The sequence below is a fragment of the Streptomyces sp. CB02366 genome, assembly GCF_001905905.1.
Lineage (GTDB): Bacteria > Actinomycetota > Actinomycetes > Streptomycetales > Streptomycetaceae > Streptomyces.
In genome coordinates this window covers 111,638-132,963 of the sequence record NZ_LIVT01000002.1, presented here as the reverse complement: position 1 = coordinate 132,963, position 21,326 = coordinate 111,638, and the positions used below count along the sequence as shown (strand labels likewise).

20 protein-coding genes are annotated in these 21,326 nt (G+C 73.0%); 14 read left to right on the top strand and 6 right to left on the bottom strand.

The annotated features are described in order from the left end of the window. Positions 1-9: 9 nt before the first annotated feature. The 3 genes from AMK24_RS06345 to AMK24_RS06335 all read right to left on the bottom strand — a co-directional run bounded on the left by AMK24_RS06345 (position 10) and on the right by AMK24_RS06335 (position 4,666). A complete protein-coding gene (locus tag AMK24_RS06345; protein ID WP_073765932.1) occupies positions 10-2,886 on the bottom strand; it encodes an ABC transporter substrate-binding protein in 2,877 nt (958 codons plus the stop codon). 144 nt (positions 2,887-3,030) lie between these two features. Continuing rightward, the gene (locus AMK24_RS06340; RefSeq protein ID WP_073765930.1) at positions 3,031-3,849 is read right to left on the bottom strand and encodes a DUF3097 domain-containing protein; all 819 of its coding nucleotides are present in this window, start codon (positions 3,847-3,849) and stop codon (positions 3,031-3,033) included. An 88-nt stretch (positions 3,850-3,937) separates the two neighbouring features. Next, a complete protein-coding gene (locus AMK24_RS06335; RefSeq protein ID WP_073765928.1) occupies positions 3,938-4,666 on the bottom strand; it encodes an MBL fold metallo-hydrolase in 729 nt (242 codons plus the stop codon). Positions 4,667-4,849: 183 nt separating this feature from the next. On the opposite strand from AMK24_RS06335, the gene hrcA reads away from it, so the two are divergent. From hrcA to AMK24_RS06300, 7 genes are all read left to right on the top strand, one after another. Further along, a complete protein-coding gene (gene hrcA / locus AMK24_RS06330; RefSeq protein WP_073765926.1) occupies positions 4,850-5,866 on the top strand; it encodes a heat-inducible transcriptional repressor HrcA in 1,017 nt (338 codons plus the stop codon). Beyond that, positions 5,867-7,009 (top strand): molecular chaperone DnaJ, encoded by a 1,143-nt coding sequence (gene dnaJ, locus AMK24_RS06325; protein WP_073765924.1) that lies wholly within the window; start codon positions 5,867-5,869, stop codon positions 7,007-7,009. It abuts the gene before it with no gap. Positions 7,010-7,141: 132 nt separating this feature from the next. Next, positions 7,142-8,215, top strand: coding sequence for a nitronate monooxygenase (locus AMK24_RS06320; protein ID WP_073765922.1), 1,074 nt, complete (start codon positions 7,142-7,144; stop codon positions 8,213-8,215). Further along, positions 8,212-8,958: a 16S rRNA (uracil(1498)-N(3))-methyltransferase gene (locus AMK24_RS06315; protein WP_073765895.1), complete on the top strand. Its 747-nt coding sequence runs from the start codon at positions 8,212-8,214 to the stop codon at positions 8,956-8,958. Before AMK24_RS06320 ends, AMK24_RS06315 begins: the two co-directional genes overlap by 4 nt. Positions 8,959-9,048: 90 nt before the next feature. Further along, the gene (locus AMK24_RS06310) at positions 9,049-9,408 is read left to right on the top strand and encodes a histidine triad nucleotide-binding protein (RefSeq protein ID WP_073765891.1); all 360 of its coding nucleotides are present in this window, start codon (positions 9,049-9,051) and stop codon (positions 9,406-9,408) included. Positions 9,409-9,435: 27 nt separating this feature from the next. Beyond that, positions 9,436-10,347, top strand: coding sequence for a ribonuclease Z (locus tag AMK24_RS06305; RefSeq protein WP_073765889.1), 912 nt, complete (start codon positions 9,436-9,438; stop codon positions 10,345-10,347). Positions 10,348-10,396: 49 nt separating this feature from the next. After that, positions 10,397-11,389: an adenosine deaminase gene (locus AMK24_RS06300; RefSeq protein WP_073765887.1), complete on the top strand. Its 993-nt coding sequence runs from the start codon at positions 10,397-10,399 to the stop codon at positions 11,387-11,389. Between the two features lie 22 nt (positions 11,390-11,411). On the opposite strand, the gene AMK24_RS06295 is transcribed toward AMK24_RS06300, so the two are convergent. Beyond that, the gene (locus tag AMK24_RS06295; RefSeq protein ID WP_073765885.1) at positions 11,412-12,755 is read right to left on the bottom strand and encodes an MFS transporter; all 1,344 of its coding nucleotides are present in this window, start codon (positions 12,753-12,755) and stop codon (positions 11,412-11,414) included. 456 nt (positions 12,756-13,211) lie between these two features. Here AMK24_RS06295 and AMK24_RS06290 point away from each other — a divergent pair, with 456 nt between their 5' ends. The 7 genes from AMK24_RS06290 (at position 13,212) to era (ending at position 19,464) form a co-directional block, all read left to right on the top strand. Continuing rightward, positions 13,212-14,387 (top strand): carbohydrate kinase family protein, encoded by a 1,176-nt coding sequence (locus AMK24_RS06290; protein ID WP_073765883.1) that lies wholly within the window; start codon positions 13,212-13,214, stop codon positions 14,385-14,387. 189 nt (positions 14,388-14,576) lie between these two features. Next, positions 14,577-15,641, top strand: a complete 1,065-nt coding sequence (locus AMK24_RS06285; RefSeq protein WP_073765882.1) for a PhoH family protein — start codon at positions 14,577-14,579, stop codon at positions 15,639-15,641. A gap of 12 nt (positions 15,642-15,653) precedes the next feature. After that, positions 15,654-16,151, top strand: a complete 498-nt coding sequence (ybeY, locus tag AMK24_RS06280) for an rRNA maturation RNase YbeY (protein ID WP_073765880.1) — start codon at positions 15,654-15,656, stop codon at positions 16,149-16,151. Continuing rightward, positions 16,148-17,446, top strand: coding sequence for a hemolysin family protein (locus AMK24_RS06275; protein ID WP_073765878.1), 1,299 nt, complete (start codon positions 16,148-16,150; stop codon positions 17,444-17,446). The genes ybeY and AMK24_RS06275 overlap by 4 nt, the downstream gene beginning before the upstream one ends. Continuing rightward, positions 17,443-17,796 carry an MmcQ/YjbR family DNA-binding protein gene (locus tag AMK24_RS06270; RefSeq protein WP_073765876.1) on the top strand — a complete coding sequence of 118 codons (354 nt, stop codon included), beginning with the start codon at positions 17,443-17,445 and terminating at the stop codon, positions 17,794-17,796. Before AMK24_RS06275 ends, AMK24_RS06270 begins: the two co-directional genes overlap by 4 nt. A 177-nt stretch (positions 17,797-17,973) precedes the next feature. After that, positions 17,974-18,336: a cytidine deaminase gene (locus AMK24_RS06265; RefSeq protein ID WP_073765874.1), complete on the top strand. Its 363-nt coding sequence runs from the start codon at positions 17,974-17,976 to the stop codon at positions 18,334-18,336. Between the two features lie 153 nt (positions 18,337-18,489). Beyond that, positions 18,490-19,464, top strand: a complete 975-nt coding sequence (gene era / locus AMK24_RS06260; RefSeq protein WP_384579129.1) for a GTPase Era — start codon at positions 18,490-18,492, stop codon at positions 19,462-19,464. 105 nt (positions 19,465-19,569) lie between these two features. Here the strand turns inward: era and AMK24_RS06255 are convergent, their stop codons facing one another. Next, the gene (locus AMK24_RS06255) at positions 19,570-19,836 is read right to left on the bottom strand and encodes a protealysin inhibitor emfourin (protein ID WP_073765872.1); all 267 of its coding nucleotides are present in this window, start codon (positions 19,834-19,836) and stop codon (positions 19,570-19,572) included. A 192-nt stretch (positions 19,837-20,028) separates the two neighbouring features. Next, on the bottom strand, positions 20,029-21,105 hold the full coding sequence (locus tag AMK24_RS06250) for a M4 family metallopeptidase (RefSeq protein WP_073765870.1): 1,077 nt from the start codon (positions 21,103-21,105) through the stop codon (positions 20,029-20,031). Between the last annotated feature and the right edge of the window lie 221 nt (positions 21,106-21,326).

The following is a 21,326-nucleotide window of genomic DNA, read 5'->3' as shown; positions in this document are numbered from 1 at the left end:
GCCCGGACCTCACGGCCGGCAGTCCTTCGCCGTCAGCGGCGGCGCGACCCCGGCCGGTTTGCCGCACACCAGGGTCCGCTCGGCGCTCGGCCCCGGCCGGACCACCTTGACGATGTTGAGGCCGTGCACGTTGTCCGAGACCGAGGACCGCGCCCGGCTGAACGAGATCGTCCCCGTGGGCATGTTGTTGAGGTCCACCGTGTGCAGCGTCGCCCAGGTCTCCGCCGCGCTCCGCCGCTTGTCGCCGCGCGCCGCCGCGTCGTACAGGGCCGCCGTCGCGCTGTAGGAGATGACGGTCTGCCCGCTGGCGAACAGGTCGTCCTCGTACGCCGGCTGCCCCGAGGCCAGTGCCGTGACCTCCCCCTCGGGGTGCAGCCGCCGCAGGGTGCGGTACGCGTCCCCGTAGAAACCGAGGTTCTTCCCCCGGTCCAGCGGGGCGAGCGAGGAGTGGTAGAGCGTGACGTTGGCGGCGATCGAGGTGGAGTCGTCGAACGTGCCCTTCGTCAGGTCGTCCCCGGTGAACACCGTCATCCGCCGGTCCGAACACCCGGTGGTCTCCGACAACCCCCGCATCAGCGTCGGCACGTCCTCGACCCGCCCGGCGAAGTACAGCGCGTCCGGCACCCTCTCGGCCTGGCAGATCGTGGTCAGCGGGGCGTTCAGACTCGCCCCGCCCGCGAGGTCGTACTCCACGTCGTCGCCCAGCGAGAACCCCGATCTGCGCAGCATCTCCTTGCCCGCGGCGCGCTGCTCGGCGGTGTACCGGTCCAGGTCCCCGTTGCGGCCCTCGCGCGACAGCACGATCGCGTGGGGGCGGTCCAGACCCTTCGCGATCTGCCGGGCGACCAGCCCGAGCACGTGCGTCTGCTCCTCGTCCGTCGCCGCGAGACCGAAGTAGTTGGGGAAGTCGCGGGGCAGATCGCTGCTGGAGTTCGTCGTGTTCACCACCGGCAGCCCGGCCTCGCGCAACAGGTTCACCGCGTCGTCGCTCTCCTCGGTGTTGCGGCCGAGCCCGACCACGCCGACCACCGTGGGATCCCGCCGGGCCACCTCGATGATCTTCCGTACGGCGGTGAGCTGCCGCAGCATGCCCTCGCCGCCGTTGGCGGTCAGCACCCGCAGCTTCACCGAGCGGCGCACGGTCTTGTTCACCGCCCGCTGCTGGAGGTAGACGCCGGTCAGCTCCTCCAGCCCTTTGCGGGTGGCCTCCCGGTCGTTGCCCGGGGCGGTGAGCGGACCGGCGTACACGACCGTCACATACGCGTCGTCCGCCTCGATGTCGTCGTTCTCCTCACGTATCGCCCGCTCGATCCGCTCGAACGTGATGCCCTTGCCCGCCCCGTTCAGCTCCAGGTCGTTGCCGTCCGCGAACAGCACCTCGGGCGCGGTCGCCACGCCCACGCACTCCCGCTCCCCGTCCCGCCCCGCCCAGACCGCGTCCGTGTTGCGGTCGGTCAGCGGACCGTGGCAGTAGGTGTCGCGCCAGTGCCCCGCCCACAGGAACGCCCCCAGCAGCGAACCCACCACGACCCCCGCGACGGCCGCCCGCGACATCACCCACCACGCCCACGTCCGCCGCACCCGGTGGGTGACGAGCTGGGCGTGCGCGTGCTCATGGGTCAGCTTCTCGGTCGACAGCGGCAGCAGCAGCACCCACGCCAGGGTCGCCGCCGCCACCGGCGACTGGCCCAGGCTCAGGTCGTCCACCCAGCGCTCGTAACGGGCCCGCGCCCCGGAGGAACCGGTCGGCGATCCGGGGCCCGGCCGCTCCGGGGGCAGCGGCGGGGTGTGCCGCATGATCTCGGGGGCCGGCAGCGAGGCGAGCAGCAGCAGCGGATCCACCTCGCTGCGCCGCGACCGCACGTTGTTGATCGCGTTGATCAGCAGGATGCCGCCGTTGTCCTGCGTGGCCCGGGGCAGGAACACCACCGGCGGCACCGTGCGCTTGCTGCGCCGCCAGTCCAGGGAGTGCGGGCGGTAGTTGTGCCGCAGGTCCTCCAGGAGGGCCTGCACCCGCAGCTCCAGGTGGAACTGGCGCGCGTACTCGTCTCCCGCCCCCGCGTCCGCCACCCGCTCCGCGACCGCCGCCGCCCGCGCCCGGATCACCCGCCACGAACCGCTCGGCGAGAACCACGACCAGCCGTCCGAGGGGTACCCGGTGCTGGACGCGGCCAGCGAGGAGGTGGTGGCGAACCAGCGGCTCGCCCGGCGCAGCCACAGCAGCGGCGGCGCGGCCCGGCTCGCCAGCCCGACCACGGCGAGCCCGATCAGCGCGGTGGCCGCCACCAGGGCCGTCAGCAGCCAGCCGATCTCCCCGAGCAACACGCTGAGCAGGGCGATGAACAGCGCGCCGACGAACGTCTCGGGCCGCACCGACTGCCGCAGCGCGTCCCACCGGGTCGCCCCGCGCGGCCGTCCCGACCGCCAGCGCAGCCGGCTCAACTGCTCCAGAATCCTCTCCTCGCGGACCTCGGAGGTGTTCCCGTCGGGCTGTCCGACCACGGCCGCGGTGGCCTGCTCGATCGCCCCGAGGAGCCGGGAGCGGGGGAAGGAGAAGTTCTTGTACTGGGTGTTCTCGCGGGTCTCCCACGGCTTCTCGGAGAGCGTGCGCACCATGCCGAGCGCCGCCTCGTACGGGGTCGGCCCCTCGCCGTCCAGCAGCCGCACGGGAACGCGGCGCAACTCGTTGGCCCGGTGCACCTGGTGGACCAGCTGCTCCACCCGCGCGTCGATCTCCGGCCCGGCCGCCGCGTCCGCCGCCTGGACCACCACCAGCGGCATCACCGGCCGGTTGACCCGGTACCGGTCGATCAACTGCTGCATCAGGTGGAAGACGGCCGACGCCGCCTCGTTGTCCGCACTGTCCCGCCAGACCTCGCGCGCCATCGCCCGTGCCCTTCCCCCGTGAGCCCTCCGGCCCGTGAACCGCCTGCCCGCCCCCACCTCTAACCGATGGTGCGTTTGGGACGCAGGCATTCCTAGGGATCGGCACGTGATCGTCGCGGACGGATCGGCGTCAGCCCCCGGACATCAGTCCGGAACAGTGACGAAGTCGATCAATTCCTCCACCCGGCCCAGGAGTTGGGGCTCCAGGTCCTTGTAGCTGCGAACCTTGGACAGGATGTGCTGCCAGGCCGCCCCGGTGTTCTCCGGCCACCCCAGCGCCCGGCACACGCCCGTCTTCCAGTCCTGCCCCTTCGGTACCGCCGGCCAGGCGTCGATCCCCACCGAGGACGGCTTCACCGCCTCCCACACGTCGATGTACGGGTGCCCCACCACCAGCACGTGGTCCCCGGTCACCCCGGCGGCGATCCGGGACTCCTTGGAGCCGGGCACCAGATGGTCCACCAGCACCCCCAGCCGGGCGTCGGGGCCGGGCGCGAACTCCCCGACGATCGCCGGAAGGTCGTCGACGCCCTCCAGGTACTCCACGACCACGCCCTCGATGCGTAGGTCGTCGCCCCACACCCGCTCCACCAGCTCGGCGTCGTGCCGGCCCTCCACGTAGATCCGGCCGGCCCGCGCCACCCGCGCCCGGGCGCCGGGCACCGCCAGCGAACCGGAGGCCGTACGGGCGGGGCGCGCCGGGCCGCCCGCCGAAGGGCGCACCAGCGTGACGACCGCGCCCTCCAGCAGGAAGCCGCGCGGCTCCATCGGGAACACCCGGTGCTTGCCGAAGCGGTCCTCCAGGGTCACCGTCGGACCCTGGGCGGTCTTCTCGCAGCGGACCACCGCCCCGCAGAAACCGGTGGCGACCTCCTCCACGACCAGATCGGGTTCGGCGGGCACCTCGGGCACGGGGGCGGACCGCTTCCACGGCGGGGTCAGGTCCGGCTGGTAGCTGCGCATGGCCCGACGATAATCGGCGCGCCGCCGGGAAGCGCAGCCCGCCGCCCCGGAGCGCCGCACGCCCCCGCACGGCGCTCCCGGGAGGCCCTCACGCCGCGAACCGCTCCGCCAACTCCGCCCGCTGCGCCCGGACGAACGCCGCGTCCACCACCGCCCCGTGCCCCGGCACGTACAGCGCGTCCTCGCCGCCCAGCTCCAGCAGCCGGTCCAGCGCGGCCGGCCAGCGCGAGACGACCGCGTCGTCGCCCGCCTGCGGCTCGCCCGACTCCTCCACCAGGTCCCCGCAGAACACCACCGGGGGCCCGCCGTCCGGATCGGGCGCCAGTACCGCCAGGTCGTGGCCGCTGTGGCCCGGGCCCACGTTCGCCAGCAGCACCCGGCGGCCACCGCCCAGGTCCAGCGTCCGCTCGCCGCTCACCTCGTGGCCCGGGGCCACCAGCGTGTCCGCCGACCGGGCCGCCTCGTCCTCCGCCACCCCGTGGCGCACCGCCGACGCGTACAGGCTCTCCGCCCCGCCGCGCAGCAGGTCGCCCAGGCCCACCGCGCCGTACACCCGCGCCCCGGCGAACGCCGCCGTGCCCAGGACGTGATCGAAATGCGGGTGGCTCAGTGCGATATGCGTCACCCTGCGGCCGAGCAGCGCCTCGGCCTGCCGCCGCAGCTCGACGCCCTCGCGCAGCGTCGAACCCGTGTCGTACAGCAGCACCCCCTCCGTACCGGCGACCAGCCCGGCGGTGGCGTCCCAGCCGGGCAGCCGCCGCCTTCCGGCACCGCGGCCCAACCGCTCCCACCCGAAGTCTTCCCAAGCGACGTCCATGCCGGGACGCTATCGGCATCGGCCCCCGCGGCGGCGACGACCTGCGCGGTCCCGGCGGGCCGGGGCCGGTCGCCCTTGCCCCGGCCCCACCCCACCCCCGTACACTGACGACGGAATGGCTGGCACTCGTACGCACCGAGTGCCAGGCAGGGACACCGGGAACCACAGCTGGAGGTGTGCGCGATGCTCAGCGAACGCAGACTCGAAGTGCTGCGCGCCATCGTCCAGGACTATGTCGGCACCGAGGAGCCCGTCGGCTCCAAGGCGCTCACCGAACGGCACCGGCTGGGGGTCTCCCCGGCCACCGTCCGCAACGACATGGCGGTGCTGGAGGAGGAGGGCTTCATCGCCCAGCCGCACACGAGCGCGGGACGCATCCCGACCGACAAGGGGTACCGCCTCTTCGTCGACAAGCTCGCGGGCGTCAAGCCGCTCTCCTCGCCCGAGCGCCGGGCCATCCAGAACTTCCTCGACGGCGCGGTCGACCTCGACGACGTGGTCGGCCGGACGGTGCGGCTGCTCGCGCAGCTGACCCGGCAGGTCGCCGTCGTGCAGTACCCCTCGCTGACCCGTTCGACGGTGCGGCACGTGGAGCTGCTGTCGCTGGCCCCCGCCCGGCTGATGCTCGTCCTGATCACGGACACCGGCCGGGTCGAACAGCGTATGATCGACTGCCCCGCGCCGTTCGGCGAGGCATCGCTCGCGGATCTGCGGGCCCGGCTCAACAGCCGGGTCGTCGGACGCCGCTTCGCGGACGTCCCGCCCCTGGTGCGGGAGCTGCCGGAATCCTTCGACAGCGAGGACCGGGGGACGGTCTCCACGGTTCTCTCCACCCTCCTCGAAACCCTGGTCGAGGAGACGGAGGAGCGGCTGATCATCGGCGGCACCTCCAACCTCACCCGCTTCGGACACGACTTCCCGGTGATGATCCGGCCGGTGCTGGAAGCACTGGAGGAACAGGTCGTCCTGTTGAAGCTGCTCGGTGAGGCGACGGACTCGGGCATGACCGTACGGATCGGGCACGAGAACGCCCACGAGGGGCTCAACTCCACATCCGTCGTCGCGGTCGGCTACGGTTCGGGCGACGAGGCAGTCGCCAAACTCGGCGTGGTCGGACCGACCCGCATGGACTACCCCGGAACGATGGGAGCGGTACGCGCAGTGGCACGTTACGTCGGACAGATCCTGGCGGAGTCGTAAGTGGCCACGGACTACTACGCCGTACTCGGCGTGCGCCGCGACGCCTCCCAGGACGAGATCAAGAAGGCATTCCGCCGGCTCGCCCGCGAGCTGCACCCGGATGTCAACCCGGATCCGAAGACCCAGGAGCGGTTCAAGGAGATCAACGCCGCTTACGAGGTGCTGTCGGACCCGCAGAAGAAGCAGGTCTACGACCTCGGCGGCGACCCGCTCTCCGCCAACGGCGGCGGCGGTGGCGGGGCGGGCGGTTTCGGAGCCGGCGGCTTCGGCAACTTCTCCGACATCATGGACGCCTTCTTCGGCAACGCCGCGCAGCGCGGGCCCCGCTCGCGGACCCGGCGCGGCCAGGACGCCATGATCCGCCTGGAGATCGACCTCAACGAGGCGGCCTTCGGCACCACCAAGGACATCCAGGTCGACACGGCCGTCGTCTGCACCACCTGCAGCGGCGAGGGCGCGGCCCCCGGCACCTCCGCCCAGACCTGTGACATGTGTCGCGGTCGCGGCGAGGTCTCGCAGGTCACCCGGTCCTTCCTCGGCCAGGTCATGACCTCGCGGCCCTGCCCCCAGTGCCAGGGCTTCGGCACGGTCGTGCCCACCCCGTGCCCGGAGTGCGCCGGCGACGGCCGCATCCGCTCGCGGCGCACGCTCACGGTCAAGATCCCCGCGGGCGTCGACAACGGCACCCGCATCCAGCTCGCCGGCGAGGGCGAGGTCGGCCCCGGCGGCGGCCCGCCCGGCGACCTCTACGTGGAGATCCACGAGCTCGCGCACCCGGTCTTCCAGCGGCGCGGCGACGACCTGCACTGCACGGTCACCATCCCCATGACGGCCGCGGCCCTCGGCACCAAGTGCCCGCTGGAGACGCTGGACGGCATGGAGGAGATCGACATCCGGCCCGGCACCCAGTCCGGCCAGTCCGTCCCGCTCCACGGGCGGGGGATCACCCACCTGCGCGGGGGCGGCCGGGGCGACCTGATCGTGCACGTCGAGGTGATGACCCCCTCCAAGCTCGACCCGGAGCAGGAGCGGCTGCTGCGGGAGCTGGCCAAGCTCCGCGGCGAGGAGCGACCCTTGGGTCAATTCCAGCCAGGTCAGCAGGGCCTCTTCTCCCGTCTGAAGGACGCGTTCAACGGCCGCTGAACCGCTTTCCGCCTTTCACCGCACCGCCCGCCGGTTTCCTACCGGCGGGCGGTGCGGCGTACGGAGGGGAACCGGTCAAGCAGGCGACTGGCTGATTCGGCCCCGTTGTGCGGGACGTGGCACGATGCGGTCATGTCCTCCGAGTTGACCGATCTCTGCCGGTATCCGATCGTGCAGGCCCCGATGGCGGGCGGCGCGTCCGGACCCCGGCTCGCCGGGGCCGTCACCGAGGCCGGCGGGCTCGGTTTCCTGGCCGCCGGGTACAAGACGGCGGACGGGATGTACCACGAGGTCAAAGAGGTCCGCAGGCTCACCGCAGGGCCGTTCGGCGTGAACCTCTTCATGCCGCAGCCCGCCCTCGCCGACCCCAGCGCCGTCGAGGTCTACCGCCACCAGCTCGCCGGAGAGGCCGCCTGGTACGAGACCCCGCTCGGCGACCCGGACGGCAGCGGCGACGACGGGTACGAGGCGAAGGTCGCCATCCTGCTGGAGGACCCCGTCCCGGTCGTCTCCTTCACTTTCGGCTGCCCCACCCGCGACACCCTCGACGCCTTCGCCCGCGCGGGGACGCACACCATCGTCACGGTCACCTCCGCCGAGGAGGCCCAAAGCGCCCAGTGGGCCGGGGCCGACACCGTCTGCGTCCAGGGCGTCGAGGCGGGCGGCCACCAGTCCACCCACCGCGACGACCCGCAGGTCGACCAGACCGGCACCGGGCTGCTCTCCCTCATCGCCCAGGTCCGCGAGACCGTGCAGCTCCCGATCATCGCCGCCGGCGGACTGATGCGCGGTTCCCAGATCGCCGCCGCCCTCGCGGCCGGCGCGGACGCCGCCCAGCTCGGCACCGCCTTCCTGATCTGCCCCGAGTCCGGCGCGCACCCGCTGCACAAACAGGCGCTGACCAACCCGCTGTTCGTCCGCACCGAGCTGACCCGCGCCTTCTCCGGGCGGCCCGCCCGCGGCCTGGTCAACCGCTTCGTCCGCGAACACGGCCCGTACGCCCCCGCCGCCTACCCCCAGGTCCACTACGTCACCAGCGGGCTGCGCCAGGCCGCCGCCAAGGCCGGGGACGCCCAGGGCATGGCCCTGTGGGCCGGACAGGGCCACCGCATGGCCCGCGAACTGCCCGCCGGCGAGCTGATCGAACTGCTCGCCGCCGAACTGGAGGCCGCCCGGGCGGCCCTGAGCATGAGGAGCCCCCGGTGACCGCACCGGTCTTCGTCGTCGAACGGATGCCCACCGGGCCGGAGTTCGTCCTGGACGGTCCCGAGGGGCGGCACGCCGTCTCCGTCCGCCGCCTCCAGCCCGGCGAGGACGTCGTCCTCACCGACGGGCTCGGCCGCTGGGCGGAGGGCGTCGTCCACGCCGCCGAGGGCAAGGACCGCCTGACCGTCGCCCTCCGCACGGGCGTCCGGGAGGAGCCGGAGCCCGCGCCCCGGATCACCGTCGTCCAGGCCCTGCCCAAGGGCGACCGCGGCGAACTCGCCGTCGAGACGATGACCGAGACCGGCGTCGACGCGATCGTGCCCTGGCAGGCCGCCCGCTGCATCACCCAGTGGAAGGGCGACCGGGGCGCGAAGTCCCTGGCCAAGTGGCGCGCCACGGCCCGGGAGGCCGGCAAGCAGTCCCGCCGCGTCCGCTTCCCCGAGGTGGCCGACGCGGCGACGACCAAGCAGGTCGCCGCCCTGCTCGCCGACGCCGACTTCGCCGGGGTCCTGCACGAGGACCGGGACCACGACAGCACCCCCCTGGCCACCGCAGCACTCCCGGCCGCCGGCTCCATCGTGCTCGTCGTCGGCCCCGAGGGCGGCGTCTCCCCGCAGGAACTGGCCGCCTTCGCCGAGGCGGGCGCCCGCCCCTACCGGCTCGGCCGCAGCGTGCTGCGCACCTCCACCGCCGGGACCGCGGCGACCGCGCTGCTGCTGGGCCGCACCGGCCGCTGGGGCTGAGGGGGCCCGATCGGCCGGGGATAGCATGCCCCTGTACCGATCACCCGATCACCCGTACCGACGCACCAGCGACCGAGGAGGCCCGGAGCCATGGCGGGAGCGCCGCAGTCCGACTGCCTGTTCTGCAAGATCGTCTCGGGAGAGATCCCGGCGACCATCGTCCGCGAGAGCGAGACCACCGTCGCCTTCCGCGACATCAACCCGCAGGCGCCGACCCACGTCCTGGTCATCCCCAAGGCCCACTACCCGGACGCCGCCTCCCTCGCCGCCGCCGAGCCGCAGGTCGCCGCCGACGTGCTGACCGAGGCCGGAGCGGTCGCCGTCGACGAGAAGATCGACTCCACCGGCTACCGGATCATCCTCAACACCGGGTCCGGCGCCGGCCAGACCGTCTTCCACGCGCACGCCCACGTCCTGGGAGGCCGCGGCCTCCAGTGGCCCCCCGGATAACCCCCGTACCGCAGGAGCGTCCTCCCCATGTCCGTACGCGAGCTGGTGGTGCTCGGCACCGCCAGCCAGGTCCCCACCCGGCACCGCAACCACAACGGCTACCTGCTGCGCTGGGACGGCGAAGGCATCCTCTTCGACCCCGGCGAGGGCACCCAGCGCCAGATGCTCCGGGCCGGGGTCGCCGCGCACGACGTCCACCGGATCTGCGTCACCCACTTCCACGGGGACCACTCCCTCGGGCTCGCAGGGGTGATCCAGCGGATCAACCTCGACCAGGTGCCCCACCCGGTGACCGCGCACCACCCGGCGAGCGGGCAGCACTTCTTCGACCGGCTGCGCTACGCCACCGCCTACCGCGAGACCGTCGAGCTGGCCCAGGTCCCGGCCACCGGGGACGGCGGGATCCTCGCCGCCACCCCCGCCTACACGCTGGACTGCCACCGGCTCTCGCACCCCGTCGAGTCGTACGGCTACCGCCTCACCGAGCCCGACACCCGCCGCATGCTGCCCGCCCTCCTCGCGGAGCACGGCATCGCCGGACCGGACGTCGGCCGCCTCCGGCGCGAGGGCTCCCTCGGCGGCGTCACTCTGGAGCAGGTCTCCGAGCACCGGCGCGGGCAGCGGTTCGCGTTCGTCATGGACACCCGGCTCTGCGACGGGGTGTACGCGCTCGCGGAGGGCTGCGACATGCTCGTCATCGAGTCCACCTTCCTCGACGAGGACGAGGGACTGGCCGTCGACCACGGCCACCTGACCGCCGGACAGGCCGCCCGGGTCGCGAAGGAGGCGGGTGTACGGCACCTCGTGCTGACCCACTTCTCCCAGCGCTACAGCGACCCCGACCTGTTCGGGGCCCAGGCCCGCGCCGCCGGGTTCGACGGCGAACTCACCGTCGCCCAGGACCTCATCCGCGTCCCGGTCCCCACCCGGCACCACTGACCTCACCCGGCCCGACCGACCCCGCCGGCACCACCGTTTGCGAGACACCGTGCACCTCCCCAAGGCAGAACTCCACCTCCACATCGAGGGCACCCTCGAACCCGAACTGGCCTTCGCCCTCGCGGAGCGCAACGGGGTGGCCCTCCCGTACGCCACCACGGACGAACTGCGCGCCGCCTACCGGTTCGACGACCTCCAGTCCTTCCTGGACCTCTACTACGCGCTGATGGCCGTCCTGCGCACCGAGGGGGACTTCGCCGAACTCGTCGACGCCTACCTCGCCCGCGCCGCCGCCCAGGGCGTCCGGCACGCCGAGATCTTCTTCGACCCGCAGGCCCACACCGCGCGGGGCGTCCCGATCGGCACGGTCGTCGAAGGGCTCGGCCGGGCGCTGGAGCGCAGCGAGGAGACCCACGGCGTCTCCACCCAGCTCATCATGTGCTTCCTGCGCGACCTGTCCGCCGAGTCGGCCCTCGGCACCCTGGACGCGGCGAAGCCGTACCTGCACCGGATCAGCGCGATCGGCCTGGACTCCGCCGAGGCCGGCCATCCGCCCGCCAAGTTCCGCGAGGTGTACGAGGCGGCCACCGCGCTCGGCCTGCGCAAGGTCGCCCACGCGGGGGAGGAGGGCCCGCCGGAGTACATCCGGGAGGCCCTGGACGTCCTGGGCGTCGAGCGCATCGACCACGGGCTGCGCTGCATGGAGGACCCGGAGCTGGTGGCGCGGCTGGCCGCCGACCGGGTGCCGCTCACGCTCTGCCCGCTCTCCAACGTACGGCTGCGCGCCGTCGACCGGCTCGCGGACCACCCGCTGCCGGCGATGCTGGCCGCCGGACTCCACTGCACGGTGAACTCCGACGACCCCGCCTACTTCGGCGGCTACGCCGGGGACAACTTCGACGCCGTCCGCGACGCGCTCGCCCTCGGCCCGGAGCAACTGCGCACCCTGGCCCGCAACTCGTTCGAGGCGGCCTTCCTCGACCACGACGAGGAGCGCCGGGCGCGCTACCTGGCCGAGGTCGAGGCCCACACGTTCGACTGAACCGGGTCGGTCCGGGGGGCGGTCAGGCGTCCGCCTGGCCGGACGCGCCGTCCGGACCGGCCGTCCGGATCGCGCTGCGCACCAGCCGTCCGCGACGCAGCGCCGGTACCCGCAGCTCCGTGACGGGCTGCTCCGGTGCGCCGAGCTTCGGCACCGCGCCGGGCAGGCTGCCCGTGGCGGTGGCGGCCAGCAGGGCGGCCGGCGCGCCACCGCGGCGGCGCACCGAACCGGGCACCAGCGGACGGCCGCCGGTGTGCAGCGCCACGGCGGTCACCGGGGCGGCGACCAGCAGGGTGGCCGCCCCCAGGACCAGGCCCATCGCCGGATATCCGGCCTCCTCGGAGAGCACGCTGCCCAGCAGCGGGCCGCAGGCCACCCCCACCGAGGAGGCCGAGCCCGCCAGCACCGCCCAGCGACCGCGTACGTCCAGGGAGGCGGCCAGCCCGATCAGATAGGACAGGACCACCGGGTAGACGGCGTTCCACAGGATCTCGCCGGTCGCGAACGACCCGAGGTCCCGGGCCGAGGAGCTGAGCACGATGCTCCCGGCGATGATCACCGTGCCCAGCCCGATGGGCACCGCCCGGCCGAGCCGGCCGCCGAGCAGCCCGGCGCCCGCCACCCCGAGCAGCCCCGCGCCGAGCGCGGCGGCGAACACCGCCCCGACCGTCACCTCGGACAGTCCCGCCTGGACCACCCCGATGCGGCTGCTCACGCCCCACAGCGCGTTCTGCGCCATGGACCAGACGAGCATGCCGCCCGCCAGGACGAGGCCGGAGCGGCGGTGCGGCAGCCGGCCGGTGACCGGCGACGCCGCGCCCTGCGCCGCCGTCGCCCCGCCGAGCCGGGCGGTCGCGGGCCAGACGAGCAGGGCCACCGCGGCGATCGCGGCGAACGGGAGCCGGTGGCCGCCGCCGAGGTGGGGGATCGTCAGGTAGAGCACGCCCGCGGTGGCGGAGACGGTGAGCAGCCCGAGCGAGGACGTCCGGTGCGGATCGGGGCGGGCGGCCGTCCCGGCGGCGGCGACCGCGGTCGCCGTGCCCGATCCGAGGCCGCCGACCACCACGCCGAGCACCACCAGCGGCACGGACCCGGTGAGGGCGGCGAAGCCGTATCCGGTGGCGGCCAGCACCAGTCCGGTGCGGGCGGAGGCGCGGGGGCCGAACCGCTCGACCCGGCCCGCCAGGGCGAAGCCGGCGCCGGCCGAGCTGAGCAGCAGGGCGCTGCCGACCAGCCCCGCCTGGGCGGGACTGAGCCCGAGCTGGGCGCTGAGCCGCCCGACGATGGTGGGCAGGAGGTAGGAGGCGAGGTAACCGGCGGTGAACACGGCCACCAGGGGCCACACGGCGCCAGGGCGCGAGGACATGGGCGTTCCTGAAGACATGCCTGAGCAGGCAGGGGGAGGGGAGGGGAGGGGAGGGGTACTGCGGGAAGGCACGGCGAAACAGGGGGTACGGAGAGAAGGCGTGGGGGTGCTGCGGAGGTAAGGCGATATGCCGGGAGATCGCGGCTCTCGTCGGACAAGGCGCCCGAAGGTGCTCGCGGGGCAATTTGTATCAAGCGCTTCCGGCCCCCCGGAAGCCGCCTCGCTGTGATCTGAGTCACTTATGTGTTTATGCGGGCTCAGGACGGGTATTAGCGCATGTTTATGCAGGTCAGGCGTGCTGCGAACACCTGGGCTCGAACAGTGTGTTCCCCTCGCCGGATCGGGCAGACTGGCCGCACTCCACCCGGTCCGGACCGCCTCGCGGTCCGCACCTCACACGGTCCGGACCGAGTCCGGCCCGAGCCGAGATCCGCCGCACGACCCCGGGAGCCCACGGTGAGCACAGAGACTCCGGGCATCGACCCGCTGCTGGCGCTGCGCGCCCCCCGCGACCCCGCCTGCGACGTCTTCCTGACCGGCACGGTCTTCCTCGACATCGTCTTCACCGGTCTCGACAGCGCCCCCGTGCGCGGGACCGAGTCCTGGGCCCGCGGGATGGGCTCCAGCCCCGGCGGCGTCGCCAACATGGCCACCGCGCTGGCCCGCCTCGGCCTGCACACCTCCCTCGCCGCCGCCTTCGGGGACGACCACTACGGGACGTACTGCTGGGACGCTCTCGAACAGGGCGAGGGGATCGACCTGTCGATGTCGCACACCGTCCCCGGCTGGCACTCCCCGGTCACCGTCTCCATGGCGTACGAGGGCGAGCGCACGATGGTCTCGCACGGCCACGAGGCGCCCCCTCCCGCCGGGCCCCCGGCCCCCGGCGCTCCGGCGGCGGCGGCCCCCGGCGGGCCCGCGGCGTCCGACGGGCCCGCCGCATCCGCCGCCGGGCGCCGCCCGGTCTTCCCGCTCTGCCCGCCGCGCGCCCGCGCCGCCATCGCCTCGCTCGTGCCGGGCCGCAGCGAGCCCTGGGTGGCCGCCGCCGCCCGCAACGGGGCGCTGATCTTCGCCGACGTCGGCTGGGACGAGACCGGCCGCTGGGACCTGGGCGCCCTGCCCGACCTGGCGCACTGCGAGGCGTTCCTGCCCAACGCGGAGGAGGCGATGCGCTACACCCGCACCGACTGCCCGCGCACCGCCGCCCACGCGCTCGCCGAACGCGTCCCGCTCGCCGTGGTCACCCTGGGCGCCGAGGGCGCGTACGCCGTGGACGGGCGTACCGGGGCCGCCGCCGAGGTGCCCGCCATCGAGGTGGAGGCGCTGGACCCGACCGGTGCGGGGGACGTGTTCGTCGCCGGCTTCGTGACCGGCACCCTCGCCGACTGGCCGCTCGCCGACCGGCTCGCGTTCGCGGGGCTCACCGCCGCCCTCTCCGTCCAGGAGTTCGGCGGATCGCTCTCCGCGCCCGGCTGGGCCGAGATCGCCGCCTGGTGGCAGCTGGTCCGCACCTGCGACCGCCAGAACCCCGCCGCTCTGGAGCGCTACGCCTTCCTGGACGACCTGCTGCCCACCACGGCCCGCGCCTGGCCGCTGCGGCGCGCGGTGCCCACGATCGGCTTCCGCCAGTGACCGCCCCCGGGACGGGGCGCTCCCGGGGGCGCCGGCCGGGCCGCCCGCACGGAACCCGGCCGGTTCGCACACACGCACGGTAAAAGCGCTCCGTGTTGTCACCGGCAGGTCGTACGCTGGGTAGTCCAGAGGTTGTCGAACGGCGAGAACCCTGCAACGGGAGGTATGCGCAGGCCATAGGGCCGGCCCATGACTCAGTCACCCACACAGCCGCAGGCGCGTGCCCAGATCAGGATCCCGGCCGCACACCCCATGGTGATGCTCCTCGGATCGGGCGACTCGCTGTTGCGCGTGATCGAAGAGGCTTTCCCGGCAGCCGACATCCATGTCCGGGGCAACGAGATCAGTGCCACGGGCGAGGCCGCCGACGTCGCCCTCATCCAGCGCCTGTTCGACGAGATGATGCTCGTGCTCCGCACCGGAGCGCCGATGACGGAGGACGCAGTGGAACGGTCGATCGCCATGCTCAGGGCGGCCGGCGACGGACAGGGCGGCCCCGAGGGCGAGACGCCCGCCGAGGTGCTCACGCAGAACATCCTCTCCAACCGCGGCCGTACCATCCGCCCCAAGACGCTCAACCAGAAGCGGTACGTGGACGCGATCGACCGGCACACGATCGTGTTCGGCATCGGCCCCGCCGGTACGGGCAAGACCTACCTCGCCATGGCCAAGGCCGTCCAGGCCCTCCAGGCCAAGCAGGTCAGCCGGATCATCCTGACCCGGCCGGCGGTCGAGGCGGGGGAGCGGCTCGGCTTCCTGCCGGGCACCCTGTTCGACAAGATCGACCCGTATCTGCGCCCGCTCTACGACGCCCTGCACGACATGCTCGACCCCGACTCGATCCCGCGGCTGATGGCGGCGGGCACGATCGAGGTCGCGCCGCTGGCGTACATGCGGGGCCGGACGCTCAATGACGCCTTCATCATCCTGGACGAGGCGCAGAACACCAGCGCCGAGCAGATGAAGATGTTCCTCACCCGCCTCGGCTTCGACTCCAAGATCGTCATCACCGGCGACGTCACCCAGGTCGACCTGCCGAGCGGCACCAAGAGCGGGCTGCGGCAGGTCCAGGAGATCCTGGAGGACGTGGAGGACGTGCACTTCTCCCGGCTCAGCTCCCAGGATGTCGTCCGGCACAAGCTCGTCGGCCGTATCGTCGACGCGTACGAGAAGTACGACAGCCGAAACGGTCAACGAGACGGTCAGTCGGACGGCCGCGAAGACGGCCGGCGCGACCGCCGAAAAGGGAAGTAGTCGCAGCGCACCATGTCGATCGACGTCAACAACGAGTCCGGAACCGAGGTCGACGAGCAGGCGATCCTCGACATCGCCCGCTACGCACTGGCCCGGATGCGGATCCACCCGCTGTCCGAGCTCTCGGTGATCGTGGTGGACACCGACGCCATGGAGCAGCTGCACATCCAGTGGATGGACCTCCCCGGTCCCACCGATGTCATGTCCTTCCCGATGGACGAGCTGCGTCCGCCGGCCAAGGACGACCAGGAGCCCCCGCAGGGGCTCCTGGGCGACATCGTGCTCTGCCCGGAGGTCGCCAAGAGGCAGGGCGAGGAGGCCCCGACGCAGCACTCCATGGACGAGGAGCTCCAGCTCCTGACCGTCCACGGGGTGCTGCACCTGCTGGGGTACGACCACGAGGAGCCGGACGAGAAGGCCGAGATGTTCGGTCTCCAGGCCGCCATCGTGGACGGCTGGCGCGGCGAGCGGGGCCTCACCGGTCCGTCCCCCGCCCCGACCGTCTCGTGAGCGCGCCCCTGATCGTCGGCGTGGCCCTGCTGGTCGTCGTCGGCTGGCTCGCCGCCTGCGCGGAGGCCGGGATCGCCCGCACCTCCAGCTTCCGGGCGGCGGAGGCCGTCCGCTCCGGCCGGCGCGGCAGCGCGAAGCTGGCGCAGATCGCCGCCGACCCGACCCGCTACCTCAACGTCGCCCTGCTGGTGCGGGTGGCCTGCGAGATGTCGGCCGGGGTCCTCGTCACCTACGCCTGCCTCCAGGAACTCCCCGAGACCTGGGAGGCGCTGGCCGTCGCGATGGGCGTGATGGTCCTGGTGAGTTACGTCGCCATCGGCGTCTCCCCGCGCACCATCGGCCGCCAGCACCCGCTGAACACGGCCACGGCGGCGGCGTACGTCCTGCTGCCGCTGGCCCGGATCATGGGGCCGATCCCCCAGCTGCTGATCCTCGTCGGCAACGCGCTGACCCCGGGCAAGGGGTTCCGCAAGGGCCCGTTCGCCAGCGAGGCCGAACTGCGGGCCATGGTCGACCTGGCCGAGGCGGAGTCGCTCATCGAGGACGACGAGCGCCGCATGGTGCACTCCGTCTTCGAGCTGGGCGACACCCTGGTCCGCGAGGTCATGGTGCCCCGCACCGACCTCGTCTGCATCGAGCGCTTCAAGACGATCCGCCAGGCCCTCACGCTCGCCCTGCGCTCCGGCTTCTCCCGGATACCGGTCACCGGCGAGAACGAGGACGACGTCGTCGGGATCGTCTACCTCAAGGACCTGGTCCGCAAGACGCACATCAACCGCGAGTCCGAGTCCGACCCGGTCTCCACCGCCATGCGCCCCGCCGCCTTCGTCCCCGACACCAAGAACGCCGGCGACCTGCTGCGCGAGATGCAGCGGGACCGCAGCCACGTCGCAGTCGTCATCGACGAGTACGGCGGCACGGCGGGCATCGTCACCATCGAGGACATCCTGGAGGAGATCGTCGGCGAGATCACCGACGAGTACGACCGGGAGCTGCCGCCCGTCCAGGAGCTGGAGAACGGCTGCTACCGGGTCACCGCCCGCCTCGACATCGGGGACCTCGGCGACCTCTTCGGACTCGACGAGTACGACGACGAGGACGTGGAGACCGTCGGCGGACTGCTCGCCAAGGCGCTCGGCCGGGTTCCGATCGCCGGGGCGTCGGCCGGGGTCGAACTGCCCGACGGCCGCCGGCTCCGGCTCACCGCGGAGTCCCCGGCCGGCCGCCGCAACAAGATCGTCACGGTGCTCGTGGAGCCCGAGCCCGCCGAGTCCGAGGAGAAGGAAGCGGAATGACGCCGGAGCGGCTGCGGGCCTTCTGCCGGGAGTTCAACGCGAGCGCGGAGGAGTTCCCGTTCGGCCCGGAGACCTCGGTCTTCAAGGTGCGCGGCAAGATGTTCGCCCTCACCGCGCTGGAGGCCCGGCCGCTCACGATCAACCTCAAGTGCGATCCCGACGAGGCGATCCGGCTGCGCGGGACGCACCCCGCGATCGTGCCCGGCTGGCACATGAACAAGCGCCACTGGAACACGGTCACCGTCTCCGGCGTCCCCGACCGGCTGCTGCGCGAGCTGATCGAGGACTCCTACGACCTGGTGGTCGCCGGCCTCCCGAAGGCGGAACGGCTCCGCCTGGACCGGCCGTAGGGCACGGACGCGGCTTCGCCGGACCTCCTCGACGCAGGCGTACGGAACGGGCCCGCTCCTCCCCGGGAGGAGCGGGCCCGCCCGCGTGCCGGCGGGCGCTCCGCCGCCGCCCGCCGCCGAGGCGTACGGGCCGGGGCGGCCGGTGCGGGCCGTACGCCCGCTTCGTATGCTCGTGCCATGACCGACACCACCGGCACCACCGACCTCGACGCCGAGGACCGCAAGATCGTCACGCTGGCGCGCAGCGCCCGGGCCCGCAACGGAGTGCCCGAGGGCGCGGCCGTCCGCGACGAAACGGGACGTACGTACGTCGCGGGCACGGTGGCGCTGGAGTCGTTGAAGCTCAGCGCGCTGCAGACCGCCGTCGCCATGGCGGTGGCGAGCGGCGCCGCCTCGCTGGAGGCCGCCGCCGTCGTCTCGGCCGCGGAACAGCTCTCCGACGACGACCGTGCCGCGGTGCGGGACCTCGGCGGCCCGGACACCCCGGTACTGCTCGCGGGCCCGGACGGGGTGGTGCGGGTCCGCGTCACCGCGGGCTGAAGGACCGCCGGGGCGGCCGTTCCCCCCGCACCTCCCGCGCTTCTCCGCCCGCCCTTCCGGGCCGGTCGCGTCCCGCCCCGGGCGCGACTCCTTCCGGCTTCCCGGCGCGTCCCGGCGTACCGCTGTGCGAGTGCGTCACCGGGATCGGGGAGAATGGGCGCCATGAGCGCTCGACCGAACCACGAATCCGCTGTTCCGCAGGCGGAGACCACCTCCCCCCACCGGGCCGGCTTCGCCTGCTTCGTGGGCCGCCCCAACGCGGGCAAGTCCACCCTCACGAACGCTCTGGTCGGTCAGAAGGTGGCGATCACCTCCAATCGCCCCCAGACCACCCGGCACACGGTGCGCGGCATCGTGCACCGTGACGACGCGCAGCTGATCCTGGTCGACACCCCCGGCCTCCACAAGCCGCGCACGCTGCTGGGCGAGCGGCTCAACGACGTCGTGCGCACCACCTGGGCCGAGGTCGACGTCATCGGCTTCTGCCTGCCGGCCGACCAGAAGCTCGGCCCCGGCGACAAGTACATCGTCAAGGAGCTGGCGGGGATCAGGAAGACCCCCAAGATCGCCATCATCACCAAGACCGACCTGGTCGACTCCAAGACGCTGGCAGAACAGCTCATCGCCGTCTCCGCGCTCGCGGAGGAACTGGGCTTCGAGTGGGCCGAGATCGTTCCCGTCTCGGCGGTCGGGGACCAGCAGGTCGGCCTGCTGGCGGACCTCATCGCCCCGCTGCTCCCCGAGAGCCCGCCGCTCTACCCGGAGGGCGACCTCACCGACGAGCCGGAGATGGTCATGGTCGCGGAGCTGATCCGCGAGGCGGCGCTAGAGGGCGTACGCGACGAGCTGCCGCATTCGATCGCGGTCGTCGTCGAGGAGATGCTGCCCCGCGAGGACCGCCCGGCGGACAAGCCGCTGCTGGACATCCACGCCAACGTCTACATCGAGCGCCCCAGCCAGAAGGGCATCATCATCGGCCCCAAGGGCAAGCGGCTCAAGGACGTCGGCACCAAGTCCCGCAAGCACATCGAGGCGCTGCTCGGCACCCCGGTCTACCTGGACCTGCACGTGAAGGTGGCCAAGGACTGGCAGCGCGACCCCAAGCAGCTGCGCAAGCTCGGCTTCTAGGGCCTGTCGTCACACTGCCGTCGTCGCCCGGCAGGCGGCAGTTCGGCGACAGCCCTCAGGGCGTCTTCCGAGAGCAGCGCCGGCCGTCCGCCCCCGGGGCCGATCTCACGCGCCCTCCCGGAGGACGCGTGAGATCAGCGTGCGCTGCGCCCCGGTCAGATCGGGGTCAGCGCAGTACAGGGTGGCGCCGTCGACCGTGATCTCGTACCGGAACCCGTCCGGCGTCCCGGTGGGCGGGGTGTCCCGGGCGGAGGAGAGCGCCTGCTCGACGAGCGTCCGCCACGCGGAGGCGTCCGCCCGGCCCTCGGTGTCGAGTTCGCCGCGCCGGGCGATTCCGGCGAAGCCGCCGGTCCGGCTGACCTGAATACGCATGGGGTCCTGTCTATCGGGGGCCGTGCGGCGGTTCAACCCCGCCCCAGTGGACGCGCCGCCGAACCGGCCCGCCGGAACGAGGACGCGGCGCCGCCCACCGCGCCGGGCCGCGCAGCCCGCCCCACCGGGGCGAGCCCGCCGGGACGGGGGCCGGGAACGGGCGGGTCGGGGCCCGCCCGCCCCGGGGCGGGGTCAGGACCGGGTGGGGACGCCCACTTCGGACCAGGCCTTGAGGACCGCCTCCCGCTCGTCCGCCTCGCCGAAGCGGTCGCCCGCCGCCGCGACCGTCAGCCGGGCGAACTGCGCGAAGTCCGCGTCGGCCGCCAGCTCGCCGCCGGTCAGCACGTCGAACCAGATCTGTCCGGCGCGCTCCCAGGAGTTGCCCCCCAGCGCGGTGGCCGTGAGGTAGAACGCCCGGTTGGGGATGCCGGAGTTGAGGTGGACCCCGCCGTTGTCCTCCTCCGTCTCGATGTAGTCCGCCATGGAGCCGGGCTGGGGGTCCTTGCCGAGGACGTCGTCGTCGTACGCCGTGCCCGGGGCCTTCATCGAGCGCAGCGCCTTCCCCTCGACCGCGGGGGCGAGGAGCCCGGCGCCGATCAGCCAGTCCGCCTGCTCGGCGCTCTGACCCAGCGAGTACTGCTTCACCAGCGAGCCGAAGACGTCGGACACGGACTCGTTGAGCGCGCCGGACTGGCCCTCGTAGCGGAGGTTGGCGGTGTACTGCGTGAGGCCGTGGGCCAGTTCGTGGGCGATGACGTCGACCGCGACGGTGAAGTCGAGGAAGACCTCGCCGTCGCCGTCCCCGAAGACCATCTGCTCGCCGTCGAAGAACGCGTTGTTGTACTCCCGGCCGTAGTGCACGGAGCCGATCAGCGGCAGGCCCCTGCCGTCGATCGAGCTGCGCCCGTACGCCGAGAGCAGCAGTTCGAAGGTGGCCCCGAGTCCGGCGTAGGCGCGGTTGACGCTGGCGTCGGAGGTGGCCTTGTCGCCCTCGTCGCGGACCTTGGCACCCGGCAGCGCGGTGCCGTTCTCGCAGTCGTACAGGGTGCGGTGCGGCTTGGTGGGGACCGCGCCCGCGGTGTGCCGGACCGGTGTCGCGGCGAGCGCCGTGATCCGGCGGCGGTCGCGGCGCAGGGCGTCGGCCTCCAGCGTGCGCCGCGCCGGGACGGCGAGCCGGGGCTCGGCCGACCGGGACAGGTGGTCGAGGAGGTGGGGCGGAACGATGGTGCAGAAGACGGGGTTCAACTCGCTGTCGGTTCGAAGGTGCATACAACGACTGTGGCATTCCGTCACCGTCCTGTCACCGGTTGCGACGGTGATTGACGAAATGGAGTGATGAGTCACCGTTTTCCCGTCATGGATGCCCGATCCCGCATACTGATACGGACCGACACCACGGGCCACCCTCGGTTACGCTCGTCGCATCATGCGTTTCGGGCTGCTTCTCCTTAGCTGCCGCGGCGAGGGCCTGTAGTCGTAGGCCGACCCCC